This is a genomic window from Caulobacter sp. GW821-FHT11A05 (assembly GCF_058809015.1).
The window spans coordinates 101,835-114,857 of the sequence record NZ_JBXASF010000006.1; the positions used below are offsets into that span (position 1 = coordinate 101,835).

At 68.7% G+C, this 13,023-nt stretch carries 12 protein-coding genes; 6 read left to right on the plus strand and 6 right to left on the minus strand.

Translation table 11 applies throughout. The features are described from left to right. Positions 1 to 3 precede the first annotated feature (3 nt). Together AC1RSK_RS10690 and AC1RSK_RS10695 are read left to right on the plus strand one after the other, a co-directional pair. On the plus strand, positions 4 to 330 hold the full coding sequence (locus AC1RSK_RS10690; RefSeq protein ID WP_492907505.1) for a PadR family transcriptional regulator: 327 nt from the start codon (positions 4 to 6) through the stop codon (positions 328 to 330). 32 nt (positions 331 to 362) lie between these two features. Next, complete coding sequence (locus AC1RSK_RS10695; protein WP_492907506.1) at positions 363 to 1,451, plus strand: HAAS signaling domain-containing protein; 1,089 nt, start codon at positions 363 to 365, stop codon at positions 1,449 to 1,451. Here AC1RSK_RS10695 and AC1RSK_RS10700 read toward each other — a convergent pair. From AC1RSK_RS10700 to AC1RSK_RS10720, 5 genes are all read right to left on the minus strand, one after another. Next, positions 1,448 to 2,218, minus strand: coding sequence for an alpha/beta hydrolase (locus AC1RSK_RS10700; RefSeq protein ID WP_492907507.1), 771 nt, complete (start codon positions 2,216 to 2,218; stop codon positions 1,448 to 1,450). The genes AC1RSK_RS10695 and AC1RSK_RS10700 overlap by 4 nt on opposite strands. A gap of 31 nt (positions 2,219 to 2,249) precedes the next feature. Beyond that, positions 2,250 to 3,059 carry an alpha/beta hydrolase gene (locus AC1RSK_RS10705; protein ID WP_492907508.1) on the minus strand — a complete coding sequence of 270 codons (810 nt, stop codon included), beginning with the start codon at positions 3,057 to 3,059 and terminating at the stop codon, positions 2,250 to 2,252. A gap of 269 nt (positions 3,060 to 3,328) precedes the next feature. Then, entirely contained in the window at positions 3,329 to 4,537 is a 1,209-nt protein-coding gene (locus tag AC1RSK_RS10710; RefSeq protein WP_492907509.1) for a sensor histidine kinase, read from the minus strand. A 26-nt stretch (positions 4,538 to 4,563) separates the two neighbouring features. Continuing rightward, complete coding sequence (locus tag AC1RSK_RS10715) at positions 4,564 to 4,929, minus strand: response regulator transcription factor (RefSeq protein ID WP_492907510.1); 366 nt, start codon at positions 4,927 to 4,929, stop codon at positions 4,564 to 4,566. A gap of 97 nt (positions 4,930 to 5,026) precedes the next feature. Beyond that, positions 5,027 to 5,644: a response regulator transcription factor gene (locus AC1RSK_RS10720; protein ID WP_492907511.1), complete on the minus strand. Its 618-nt coding sequence runs from the start codon at positions 5,642 to 5,644 to the stop codon at positions 5,027 to 5,029. Positions 5,645 to 5,800: 156 nt separating this feature from the next. Between AC1RSK_RS10720 and AC1RSK_RS10725 the strand changes: the two genes are divergently transcribed. Both AC1RSK_RS10725 and AC1RSK_RS10730 read left to right on the plus strand, forming a co-directional pair. Further along, the gene (locus tag AC1RSK_RS10725; RefSeq protein ID WP_492907512.1) at positions 5,801 to 6,598 is read left to right on the plus strand and encodes an SDR family NAD(P)-dependent oxidoreductase; all 798 of its coding nucleotides are present in this window, start codon (positions 5,801 to 5,803) and stop codon (positions 6,596 to 6,598) included. Between the two features lie 10 nt (positions 6,599 to 6,608). After that, positions 6,609 to 7,769, plus strand: coding sequence for a thiolase family protein (locus tag AC1RSK_RS10730; RefSeq protein WP_492907513.1), 1,161 nt, complete (start codon positions 6,609 to 6,611; stop codon positions 7,767 to 7,769). Positions 7,770 to 8,287: 518 nt separating this feature from the next. Here the strand turns inward: AC1RSK_RS10730 and AC1RSK_RS10735 are convergent. Continuing rightward, a complete protein-coding gene (locus tag AC1RSK_RS10735) occupies positions 8,288 to 10,120 on the minus strand; it encodes a DUF885 domain-containing protein (protein WP_492907514.1) in 1,833 nt (610 codons plus the stop codon). Positions 10,121 to 10,375: 255 nt separating this feature from the next. On the opposite strand from AC1RSK_RS10735, the gene AC1RSK_RS10740 reads away from it, so the two are divergent. Both AC1RSK_RS10740 and AC1RSK_RS10745 read left to right on the plus strand, forming a co-directional pair. Continuing rightward, positions 10,376 to 11,623 (plus strand): tyrosinase family protein, encoded by a 1,248-nt coding sequence (locus AC1RSK_RS10740; protein WP_492907515.1) that lies wholly within the window; start codon positions 10,376 to 10,378, stop codon positions 11,621 to 11,623. 210 nt (positions 11,624 to 11,833) lie between these two features. Continuing rightward, a complete protein-coding gene (locus AC1RSK_RS10745) occupies positions 11,834 to 12,970 on the plus strand; it encodes a peptidoglycan-binding domain-containing protein (RefSeq protein WP_492907516.1) in 1,137 nt (378 codons plus the stop codon). Positions 12,971 to 13,023: the final 53 nt, after the last annotated feature.

A 13,023-nucleotide genomic window follows, 5' to 3' on the forward strand; every position in this document is an offset into this window, starting at 1 on the left:
GTCATGTCCGAGACCGATCTGTTCGAAAGCCTGAAGCTGGAGCTGCGCCGGGGGTCCTTGATCCTGGCGGTCATGGCCCGGCTGAAGACCGAGCAATACGGCTATTCCCTGCGCGTCGCGTTGGCCGGCGACGGGCTGGAGATGGAGGAGAGCACCCTCTATCCCCTGCTGCGGCGGCTGGAGAGCCAAGGCCTGCTCGACAGTGAGTGGCGCGAGGAAGACCGGCGGAAGAAGCGGTTCTACCGCCTCTCGGCGGCCGGCGTGACCATGCTTGAGCGCCTGGCGGCGGAGTGGCGGAACATCTCCGCCTCGCTGGACCGGATGCTCTGAAACCCGACAACAGATTTCTCAAGGAGGGGGCGATGACCCTGCTGGACCAGTATCTCAAGGCCGTGGCGGCACAGCTGCCCAAGGACGTTCGCGACGACATCGTCGCCGAGCTGAAGGACATGATCCTCAACCGCTTCGAAGCCAGGGAGGCCGAGCTTGGCCGCCCCCTGACCGAAGCCGAGCAGGAAGCCATCCTGCGCGAGGTCGGCCACCCGCTGGCCGTCGCCGGCCGCTACCACACCGGGGCCAACCAGGTGGTCGGGCCCGAGCTCTACCCCTACTGGCTGTTCGCCGTGAAGATCGGGCTGGCGGCGCTGGTCTGCATCACCCTGATCGCCACCTTCGTCCAGCTGGCGGTCGGCGAGATCGGCTTTGGCCAGGCCTTCGGCAAGGCCATCGGCAACCTGGTACAGGGCGGCATCAGCCTGATCGGCGTCGCCGCCATCGCCGGCTTCATCATGGAGCGGCAGCCGGAGAAGCCGAAGTTCCTGCGCGAATGGCGGGTCAAGGACCTGCACCTGTTCGAACTGGCGGCCTTCGACACCGAGGCCATCGAGCGCAGCTTCAAGACCAAGAAGAAGGGGCACTACGACTTGACCTGGAAATCGAGTTCTCCGGCCGCCAACGCCTTGGGCGCGGCCATGGGCCTGACCGTGCTGCTGCTGTGGTGGACCGGCGTGCTGCCGATCGCCGACCTGCGTCCCGGCGCGGGCAGCTGGGTCTGGGGCGATGTCGACTACGGCGCCATCCTGACCGACATCGTCGAGATCGGCTTCTGGCCCATCCTGGCCTATCTGGCCGCCCGCATCGGCCTGGAGCTGTTCCGGGCCTGGCGGCCGGGGGCGCGGCGCATGGCGGCCCTGGGCCAGCTGGTTCTGGCCGGGGTGCGGCTGGCGGGCCTGCTGTGGCTGTGGAACGTCTCGCCGCTGTCGCCGGTGATCCACGTCGGGTCGATGCAGGAGCTGGTCGACCGGGCGCAGGACCTCATCCACGGCCACTTCGACCTGGCCGCCCTGCTGACCCTGATCGCCATCGGCATGATGGTCGAGACGGTGGGCAACATCCTGGGCTCGCTCTGGCGGCTGATCACCCCGGCCCGGGAAGAGGCGGTCGTCGCCTAGAGGTCTTCGATCCAGTCGAGCGCGGTCTGGGCGACCCGCTCCCAGCCGGGCTCGGCGATCAGGAAATGGCTCATCCCCGGGAACGCCGCATAGTCGGTCCTGGCGGGTGAGCCTTTCTGTATGCGCCAGGCGGCGCGGGAGAGGTAGGGCGTCACCAGCCGGTCAGCCGAGCCTTCGGTGATCAGGAGCGGGGCCGTGCGGCGGCGGGGATCGACGAAGGTCCCGAGCCAGCTGGCGGCCTGATAGAAGATGCGGCCCGGGGCGGGGATCACATAGCTGTCGTAGGCTTCGTCGGAGAGGGCCCTGGGGGCGCTGCCCGCAAAACGGCGGAACCAGCGCTCGCGGGTGAAGGCGTAGGGACGGTTCCAGCCGTTCGGCCGCGCCAGGATCGGCAGGGCCGCCGACAGGGTCACGGGGCCCGGGACGATGCCGCCAATCAGCACCGGATTGAGCGCCACGCCGGCGACGCCGATCCCGCGGTCGAGCAGCAGCTGGGTGTAGAGGCCGCCGTAGCTGTGGCCAATCAGGATGGGCTGTTCCGGCAGGCTTTCGATGAAGCGCCGCAAGTGGTCGACCACCTTGCCGACCGTCAGGGCGCCAAAGCCGGCCGGCGGGCTGGCGTTGATCTCGGCGGGGGTGAAGCCGCCCAGCAGCGGCCAGGTCGGGGTGTGGACGGTGTAGCCGGCGGCCTCGAAGGGCTGGCGGAACCGGGCCCAGCTGGCCGGGGTCACCCAGGCGCCGTGGATCAGGACGATGGTCTTGCTCATTTCACGCTCCATCATCCCGGCCGGGCGGGCCTCAAGCGACGGCGACCAGGCGGGGCTTGCCGGCTGCCGGCAGCTGTTCCACCGCCCAATCGAGGCAGTAGTCGGCGACGTCTTCCCAGCCGCTCTCGTTGCAGAGGTAGTGGCTGCGTCCGTAGAACTCGTGGAAGGCGGTGGCGCTGGGGGCGCGCTTCTGCTTGGCGTAGTTCTGCTTGACCATCGGGGTCGGCACGGTGCGGTCGTGCTCGGCGGCGATCAGCAGCAGCGGGGCGCGGCCCGGGTTCTTCCAGTTCACCCGGGCGCCGCGGCCGAGCACCACATCGTAGAAGATGCGACCCGGCGAGGGCACGATCTGGGCGTCGTACTCGGCGGCCAGCTGGTTCTCCGGCAGGGTGTTGGCGAACCCCTTGGCGAAGCTCTTGCGGGTGAAGGGCAGGGCCTTGTTCCAGGCGTTCCAGGTGGTGAACACCGGCAGGCTGGTGAGGACGGCGGTCGGATGCACCAGCACCCCGAACGGCGCGCCCGGGTCGATGGCCACGCCGACGGCGCCCAGGCCCCGGTCGAGCAGCAGCTGGACGAACAGGCCGCCGAAGCTGTGGCCCATCAGGATCGGCGCTTCCGGCAGCTTGCGGATTTCGCGCTCATAGTGGTTGACGATGTCCTTGACGCCGAGCTGGCCCATGGCCTTCGGCGGGTTGGCCCGCATCTGCGCCGGCGCGCCCTCATGGGTCGGCCAGGCCGGGGTGACGACGGTGAAGCCCTTGGCTTCGTAGCGGCCGCGGAAGCGGTCCCAGGAGGCGGGGGTCAGCCAGGCGCCGTGGATCAGCATGATGGTCTTGGTCATCGTGGTCTCTCCGGTGGGGCGCTGAGCGCCGTGATGTCCTGGGATTGACGATGCGCCGGTCAGGGAACCGGCGATATTCTACGTGCGGCTGGATGCCTCACACCTTGGTATGCGGTCTCCCCCGCCTCGAGTTCAGCCCTCTCATTCCGACCACCCCGACGAAAGTCGGGGCCCAGTGTCCACAAGCGGGGAAGCGACAGCTCTGATCAGCGCCGGCCTGTCTTCGGGTTTGCCAGCTGGACCCCGACTTTCGTCGGGGCGGTCGGAAACTAGGGGGAGATGGGCAAGGTCACGGTGAAGACCGCACCCACATCCCCGTTGGCCGCCGAGATCCCGCCGCCATAGCTTTCGACGATGGTCTGGCAGATGGGCAGGCCCATGCCCATGCCGCCGTCCTTGGTGGTGTAGAAGCTGGCGAACAGCTTGCCGAGGTCGTCCGGGGCGATGCCGGGGCCAGTGTCGCTGACGGTCAGGCGGACGCCGTCCCCGGTCAGGTCGGTGGCCAGCACGAGCTTGCCCCCCTGTCCCATGGCCTGCAGGGCGTTGACCGCCAGGTTGACGACCACCTGCTGCAGCTGGGTTCGGTCGGCCAGAACGGGCGGCAGGTCTTTGGCGAGGTCGAGGGTCAGGGCCACCTCATGGCTCTGGATCTCGTGGCGCAGGAAGACCATGGCCTCCTCGACCAGGCCGTTCAGCGACAGGGGCGAGGGCTCGGGCGCGCGGCGCATGGCCATGTTGCGGACCCGGCCGATGATCTGGGCGGCGCGGTCGGCGTCGCGGGCGATGCGGGCCACCAGGGTCTTGACCTCCTCGAGGTCGGGTTCGGGCCGGTCCAGCCAGCGCTGGCCGGCGGCGGCGCTGGCGGCGATGGCGGCCAGGGGCTGGTTGACCTCATGGGCGATGGAGGCGGTCAGTTCGCCCAGCATGGAGATGCGGGCGGCATGGGCGAACTCGGCCTGCAGCTGGGCCAGCAGGGCCTCGGCCCGCTTGCGCTCGGAGATGTCGATCACCCCGACCAGCAGGGTGCCCTTGTTCATGGTGTCGGGCGGAAAGCAGGCCGTGAACAGGACATCGATCTCACGGCCATCCATGGCCCGGACCCTGGTCTCGGTCGAATAGTTGGGCTGGCCGGTGACAGCAGCGATGACGCTGGCGGCATAGACGGGCGTGCTGCTCTGCGGCCAGTAGTCCTCGAGATTGACCAGCATCTCGGCGCGGTCGCCACGGCCGAACATGGCCATCACCTGGTCGTTGATATCGACGATGCGCGTGGCGCGCATCATCTCGCGGACGAAGGCCGGATGCTCCTGGAAGTAGGCGGCGAAGTCGGCGACACCCTGTTTGCGCAGGGTCCGCAGCAGGTCGCCGACCGGGAAGAAGTCGAGCTCCCAGAAGGCCACCGACATGGCCTGGAAGATGTTGCGGTAGCGGTGCTCGCTGCGCTTGAGCGCCTCGACCAGCTCTTCGGTGTCGGCCATGGCCCCTCCGTTCGGCTGACGCTAGCTCAGGCGGCCAGCGCCGTCTCCAGGCATGAGACCAGGGCCTCGGCGGCGAACGGTTTTTGCAGAAGACAGACGGCGCCGCTGGCCCGGGCCCGGTCGTGCAGGGCGGTTTCGGTGCGGGCGGTGATCATGATGACCGGGGCGCTGTTGCCGGCGGCGGTGAGCTTGAGCTTCAGGTCGATGCCGCTGGTCCCCGGCATCTGGATGTCGGTGATGATGCAGTCGCAGGCCGCCTCCTCGCCGGCCGCCAGGAAGAGGTCGGCGGAGGCGAAGCTGCTGGCGCGGTAGCCCAGCGAGCGGACGAGCCCGACCAGGGACTCGCGCAGGGACTCGTCGTCCTCGACGATGGCGATCAGCGGCTGTTTCACTCAAGCGGCCTTTGCGACGGCGCTTCACGCGCCTTTTGCTGTTCCCTGCCAGGGGGTTGTCGCATCTGGCGGCCGCGTCAGAAATTATACCTTGGTGTCAGGCGGTTTGACGCAGGCCCAGCGTCTCCGCCATCCGCACCAGATCGGCCAGGGAGCGGGCCTGCATCTTCCGCATGGCCGAGCCCCGGTGGATCTTCACGGTGATCTCCGAGAGGTTCAGGTCGCCGGCCACCTGCTTGTTCAGCTTGCCGACGGTGACCAGGGCCATGACCTGCTGCTCGCGCGGCGAGAGGGTGGCGAAGAGGTCGCGGACACGGCCCACTTCACCCTCGGCGGCGCGGCGCGCACCGTCGCGGGCGATGCCGGCGGCGACGGCGTCGAGCATGTCCTGGTCGCGGAAGGGCTTGGGCAGGAAGTCGATGGCCCCGGCCTTCATGCCGCGCACGCTCATCGGGATATCGCCATGGCCGGTCATCAGCACGACGGGCAGACGGACGCCAAGATCGGCAAGCTGGCCCTGGAAGTCGAGGCCGCTCTGGCCCGGCAGGCGGACGTCGAGGACCAGGCAGCCGGGGGCGTCCGGAAGGTCGGCGCCCAGGAAGTCGGCGGCCGAACCATAGGTGCGGCTTTCCAGCCCGACCGAGCGAAACAGGCTGCCCAGCGAAGCCGCCAGGGAGGCGTCGTCATCGACGATATGAACGATGGCCTGGGGCATGGGCGCTCAAGGAAACGGCCGATCCGGGCAGAATGCCACACCAAAACGGGGAGGCCCACCATACGAAGATATGACGCGGAAAACCGCCTGTCTGATCGCCCCGCCCCTTTCGCCGGGGCAAGGTATTCCCATATCAGTTTTCAAAGGAGACTGACTATGACGAAGACCCTGATCACCGGTGCCTCCAGCGGCATCGGCGCAACCTATGCCGACCGCCTGAGCGCCGCCGGCCACGACCTGGTGCTGGTGGCCCGCGACCTGAAGAAGCTCGAGGCCCTGGCCGAGAAGCTGAGCGCCCGGGACGGGACGACCGTCCAGGTGTTTCCAGCCGACCTCGGCTCGCCGGCCGACCTGCATGCGGTCGAGCGGCGCATCCACAACGACCATGACATCGACGGCCTGATCAACAACGCCGGCATCTCGATCGGCGGGAGCTTCGAGACCCACGACCCCGAGCGGATCGAGGACCTGATCGATCTCAACATCACCGCCGTCACCCGCCTGGCCGCCGCCGCGGCCGCCGCCTTCTCCGCCAAGGGCGCCGGGACCATCATCAATATCGGCTCGGTCACCGCCCTGATCCCTGAGCGGTTCGAGCCCACCTACCTGGCCAGCAAGGCCTATGTGCTGGCCTTGAGCCAAGCCCTCAGCGCCCAGCTGGCCGACAAGGGCGTCCGCGTCCAGGCCGTGCTGCCGGGCGCCACCCGCACCGACATCTGGGCCAAGAGCGGCGTCGACGTCGACAGCCTGCCGGCCGGCATGGTGATGGGCGTCGAGGACATGGTCGACGCGGCCCTGGCCGGCCTCGCCCAGGGCGAGACGGTGACCATCCCCGCCCTGCCCGACGCCGCCGACTGGCAGGCGCTGGAAACCGCTCGCCTGGGCCTCGCCCCTAACCTGTCCCTCGACCGGTCGGCGGCGCGCTACGGCGTCCGTCCCGCCGTCGCCGCCTAAGGAGCGCCTCATGACCCGCGCCGTTCTCGCCACCTACGCCCGCACGCCCTTCCACTTCGCCCGCAAGGGGGCGCTGGCCGGGGTGCGGCCCGACGATCTGGCCGCCGCCGCCATCAAGGCGGTGGTGGAGCGCAGCGGCATCGATCCGGCGACGCTGGACGATGTGCTGCTCGGCTGCGCCTATCCGGAAGCCGCGCAGGGTAACAACATCGCCCGGCTGGCCAGCCTGCTGGCCGGGCTGCCGATCGAGGTCCCCGGCATGACGGTCAATCGCTTCTGCGGCTCGTCGATGTCGGCCATCCACATCGCTGCCGGCCAGATCGCCCTGGGGGCCGGCGAGGCCTTCCTGGTGGGCGGGGTGGAGTCGATGACCATGGTGCCGCAGGGCGGTTTCAACTTCTCGCCCAATCCAAAGTTCAAGGGCGTCAGCCCGGACAGCGAAGAGATCGGCATCGAGGCCTACATCACCATGGGCGAGACGGCCGAGAACGTGGCGGCGCTCTACCATGTCAGCCGCGAGGACCAGGAGAAGCTGGCCTTCGCCTCGCAACAGAAGGCGTATGCGGCGCAAGTCGCCGGCCGGCTGAAGGACGAGATCGTGCCCATTGTCCTGGCCGACGGCACGGTGATCGACACCGACGGCTGCCTGCGCCCGCAGACGACGCTGGAAGGGCTGGCCGGCCTCAAGCCCGCCTTCCGGCCCGACGGCTCGGTCACCGCCGGCACGGCCTCGCCGCTGACCGACGGCGCCTCGGCGGTGCTGGTGGTCAGCGAGGACTACGCCCTGCGCAACAACCTCGAGGTCCTGGCCGCCATCCGCTCGGTCTCGGCCGCCGGCTGTCCGCCCGAACTGATGGGCATCGGCCCCGTGCCGGCGACCCGCAAGGCCCTGGCCCGGGCCGGCCTGAGCATCGAGGACATCGGCGTCGTCGAGATCAACGAGGCCTTCGGCAGCCAGGCGGTGGCCTGCATCCGCGAACTGGGCATCGACGAGGCCACCGTCAACATCGACGGCGGCGGCATCGCCATCGGCCACCCGTTGGGCGCCACCGGCGCGCGGATCACCGCCAAGGCGGCGCAGATCATGAAGCGGGAGGGCAAACGCTACGCCCTCTCGACCCAGTGCATCGGCGGCGGCCAGGGCGTGGCGACGGTGCTGGAGGCGGTCTGACCGCTTCGGTCCGGGCGGCTTGTCGAAGCGATGCCATTGTAGCACGGTCTCGACCGCCGTCCGGATTATTTCGTGTTATTTTTCAACGCCATAAGACCGCCCTGGTGTCCGCCTGAAGCGCCTTTTCCGCCCTGTCCGGACCTACCGGGCAACCACCCGGGAACCACCCCGTAGCCGCCGGACGTCGGGGTCAGGACGCTGGAGCTGTTCGTCAGAGGGTTCGACGGCGCGGATGCGTTTCCAATACGGGGTATGTGGGAACCTACGTATCCGCCGGCCGGGTCGGTCGGCAGTCACGCCCCTGCTTGTGGGTTCGCCTCGGGGCGCCCTTCTCCCCTTGTGGGAGAAGGTGGCGCGAAGCGCCGGATGAGGGGTCGCACCGGCTTTCGACACAGCCGGTCGCAACCGCCTCATCGCAGCTGACAGACCTATCGACCCCTCATCCGCCCCCTTCGGGGGCACCTTCTCCCACAAGGGGAGAAGGGAGACCGGAGGCGAAGCCTTCAGGCGACGCGTCCCTACTTCGCGCCCGCCACGTAGCGGTCGATCACCGTTCCCAGCACGGTCAGCGGCGTGCCGCCGGTGGCGACCACCGTGTCGTTGAAGTCGCGCAGGTCGAACTTGGCGCCCAGGGCCGCCTTGGCCTTTTCGCGCAGGCGGACGATCTCGGTGTGGCCGACCTTGTAGCCGCAGGCCTGGCCGGGGCTGGCGCAGTAGCGGTCGACCTCGCTGGTGATCGCCCCGGTCGAGCGGCCGGTGGCCTGGGTCATCCAGGCGATGGCCTGTTCCCGGGTCCAGCGCTTGGCGTGCAGGCCGGTGTCGACCACCAGCCGGGCGGCGCGGAACCGCTGGGCCTGCAGGTAGCCGACGCGGCCGAGCGCATCGCCCTTGTACATCCCGACCTCGTCGGCCAGCTGTTCGGCATACAGGGCCCAGCCCTCGATGAAGGCGTTGAAGCCGATGAGCGAGCTGATCGGGTGGATCAGGTCGTGCTTCTCCGAGAGATAGGCGCCCTGCCAGGCGTGCCCCGGGAGGGCTTCGTGCATGGTCAGGCTGTTGAGGGAATAGCGCGGCCAGTTGCCGGTGTCCTTGAGGTTCACATAGTAGATGGCCGGCCGCGAACCATCGAGCGAGGCGAAGTTCATGTAGCCCAGCGAGGCCCCGTCCTGGATGTCCTTGGGCACCGCCTTGACCTCGACCGGCGCCTTGAGGCCGAGCTTGGACAGTTCGGCCATATGCGGCCGGATCTTGGCGATACAGTCGTTCAGATAGGCGATCAGCTCGGCCCGGCCGGCGTCGGTGTTGGCGTAGAGTTGCTTGGGGTCCTTGGTCAGGGCCCCGACCCGCTCGCCGACCGTGCCGGTGGTGTAGCCTTCGCCCTTCAGCAGAGCGTCCATCGCCGCGTCGATCGCCTTGCCCTGTTCGAGACCCATCTGGTGGATCTCCTCGGCGGTCATGGTGGTGGTGGTGCCCTCCTTCAGGCCCCAGGCGTAATAGGCCTCGCCCTGCGGCAGCTTCCAGACGCCGGCGTCGGAATTGGCCGTCTTCTGGGCCGCCTCGACGGCGGCGATCTGGCGGTCGATGGCCGGGAAGATCTTGTCGCTGACCAGGGTGGTGACCGGGGCGGCGAAATCGCCGGCGACGCCCGCGGCCTTGGCGCGGTCGACCACCGATTTGACCAGACCCGTCTCGCCGGCCTTCTGGGCGCGGAAGCCCTTCAGCTGGCCCAGCAGATTGGGGAGGATGAAGTTGGGCGGCGTGACGCCGGCGGCGACGTCGGCCTTGAAGCGCTCGGTCTCCTGGTCGATGACCCCGGCCAGGGCTTCGGCGCGGGCGATATAGGCGTCGACGTCCGACCTGGCCTTGATCAGGTGCTGGGAATTGAGGAATTCCGGGATGAAGCCGACCACGCCGTTCTGCTGGCTGATCACATAGGGATTGGCGACGTCGCCGCCGTAGGAGAAGGCGCCGCCCTCGGCGCCCAGCTCCTGGGCGGTCAGCACCGTGTCGTAGAGGGTGGTGTCGCGCTCATCGAGGCTCTTGCGGTCGATCTCCTTCAGGCGCGCGGCCCGGCTCCTGTAGTCTTCGAGGGTCTTGCGGCGGCCGGCGGTGGAGGCGTCGGACAGCTTGCTCTTGAGGCCGGCCAGGGCGTCCTTGTCGAGGCCCAGCGAGGTGGCCGTCTCCGGCGACGCGACGAGCATCTCGTTCACGAAGGCGTCGAGCAGCGTGGCCAGCTTGGCGTTGGCGACCGGGCCTTTGGCGGCGGCCGGCGCGCAAGCGGCGAGCGGAAGACCGGCGACCGCGCCGACGGCGGCGGCGCCCAGAAGAAGCTGGCGACGATTGGCATGCATGGGGACTCTCCAGGAGCAGGGCGGCCGCCTCTTCGGGCTGTCCGCGATCGGCGGCGACTATTGGCCGGGGCCGGACAGGCGTCGAGTGTCTTTTCTGTAAGGGAACGCTCCGCCGTCGAAAGAGGGGACACATTGGATTTGGCACGCCAAATCCAATGTGTCCCCGCTGCGCTCTTCCCTCGCCGGGCGATGGCGATTGACTCCCGCGGCCTCAGGTTAACCAATCGCCGCGGGGATCTGCAGGGGCGTTTCATCATGGCCATTCATCGGCGCGCCGCCTTGGCGGGTCTCGCGGGGGCGGCCCTGGCCGGGGTGGACCTGTCGATGGCCCAGACTCCGCGCGTGCGGCGGCCGGTCTCCAGCCTGACCGCCAGCGACCCCGACCTGGTCGCCCTGCGCCGGGCCATTCCGCTGATGAAGTCGTCGGGGGTCTGGGAGCAGCAGATCGCCCTGCACGCCGACATGCGCCAGCGCCACCATTCCTCCTGGCGCTTCCTGCCCTGGCACCGGCTGCAGCTGGTCTGGTTCGAGCGGCAGGTGGCACGGTTCAGCGGCCGGGCCAATTTCGCCCTGCCCTACTGGGATTGGGACGACGACCGTATCCCGGCCATCATGTCGAGCGATCCGGTGTTCTCGATGCCCAATCGCCTGGCCAGCCCCTCGGAGTCGCTGAAGGCCTTCATGCGCCGCAACGGCCAGACCTTCCGGGGCCGGATCACCGACGATTTCTCGACCTTCTTCGGCCGGGCCCGCAACGTCGGCACGCCGGCCCAGGGCGGCTATTCCGGCTCCGCCGAATGGAGCGGCCACAACATGATCCACGGCTTCGTCGGCGGTGACATGGGCCGCCTCGACCGCTCGCCGAACGATCCCTTGTTCTGGATGCACCACGCCAACATCGACCGCATCTGGACCCTCTGGCACGTTCGCAACAGCGACGGCCTCTACCCCAAGCCCTGGCGCGACGAGCTGTTCAGCGGCTTTATCGACACCCGCGGACGGCTGGCGCCGACCGTCGACGCGGCCTCGACGATGCGGACCACGAACTTCGGCTACGACTATCCGTTCGATACGACGCCGCCGATCGTCTTCGCCGCCGGGCCGATGCGGAAGATGCAGTTGAAGACCGTCAACCTGTCCGGCGACATCCTCTCGCCCCAGAAGGCCCTGGTCACCGTCCCGGCCGAGGCGCTGGGGGCCAGCAAGGCCGAGGCGACCGGCTTCCTCGAGGTCAAGCCCGATCCGGACGCGTCTTCCGTCGTCCGCATCCGCGCCCTGGCCGACGGGCAGGAGGTCCACCAGGAGTCGGTCTTCCTGGTGCCGTCAGGGGCCTGCGAGTCGCGCCAGGGGCTGCGGGTCAATCTCGACGGGGCCTGGAACGGCGAGGCGCGAACCAGCCGCACCCTGGAGATCACCGTCACACCGCTGGAGGGCCGGGGGACGGCGACGACGACGGCGCTGCTGTCCTTCATCCTCGACGCCGAACTGGCCTGGCTGGAGTAGGCCGCTGTATTCGCCCCAAATCGGGCGGCGCCACCCTGCCTGAATTCAACCAAGTCGAAGCCTCGGCGAGCATCGATGCCGGCTTTGCCCCCATCCGCGAGAATTAAATCCCGGAATACTCCCCCACTACGGGAATAACGCTGTTTCCTCTTGGCGAAGTTCCCGGCCGGCATATGGTTAATACGGGCTAGGGAACGGGGTTGAACCACCATGAGTAGATCGAAGCTTTGGGGAAGCGCGGCGCTGGGCGCGGTGCTGCTGACGATGTCCGCCGGGAGTGCGCTGGCCGGAGCGCCGGGCGGCGACTTCCCGCCGAACGCGGTGCCGGGCAAGTGCTATGAGAAGGTGCTGATCCCGCCGTCCTACGAAAGCTACACCGAGCAGATCATCGACCGGCCCGGCCGGGTCGAAACCCGCGTCATCCCCGCCGTCTATGGCGAGGAAGTCCAGTCGGTGCTGGTTCGCGAGGAGCGGACCGAATACATCACCGTGCCGGCCACCTATCGCACGGTGACCGAGACGGTGATCCTCAAGGCCGCCAGCGTGCGCACCGAAACCGTGCCGGCCACCTATGAGACCATCACCGAGCGGGTTCTGGTTCGCGAGGCCCACTATGAGTGGCGCCGCGGCGTACCCAAGGCTCAGCAGCCGACCGATCCCAACCACTACAAGGTGTTGTCGACCGGCGAGGTGCTCTGTCTGGTCGAGGTGCCGGCCGAGTATTCCACCGTCACCCGCCAGGTGCTGCGCACCCCGGAACGCACGGTGCAGATCCAGGTCCCGGCCGAGACCCAGGTGGTCACCCGCCAGGTCATCGACCAGGCCGCCCGGGTCGAAAAGCGCGTCATCCCGGCCGAGTATCGCTCGGTCCGTGTCCGCGTGGTGATCACCCAGGAGCGGGTCGAGACCTACACCATCCCGGCCACCTACAAGACGGTGACCAAGTCGCGGATGGTGACCGACACCAGCTTCCAGTGGCGCGAGATCATCTGCGCCGACAAGGCCAGCTATTCGACGCCTCCGCCGCCTCCCCCGCCGCCGGCCGGCGGCGGCTACGGCAAGGATTGCGTCGACAGCTGCTCGGGGCCCGCCGCCCCGGCCGGAATGTACGGCGCGACAGGCCCGCGTCCCTATGTCGACAGCGGCCCGCAGCAGGTGCGGGTGACCCCGCAGCTGGTGCGTGACATGCAGTCGGCGCTGGGCCTGCGCGGTTACTACACCGGCCAGCGCGACGGGGTGTTCAATGCCAAGACGCAGGCGGCGCTGAGCCGCTTCCAGACCGACCGCCGCCTGCCCGGCGGGGTGACCAGCGAGACCCTGCTGGCGCTCGGGGTCGGCCAGCCCTAGCGGCCTGCAATCTTTCCTTCTGCGAACCGGCGGCCAGACTTAAACGTTTGGCC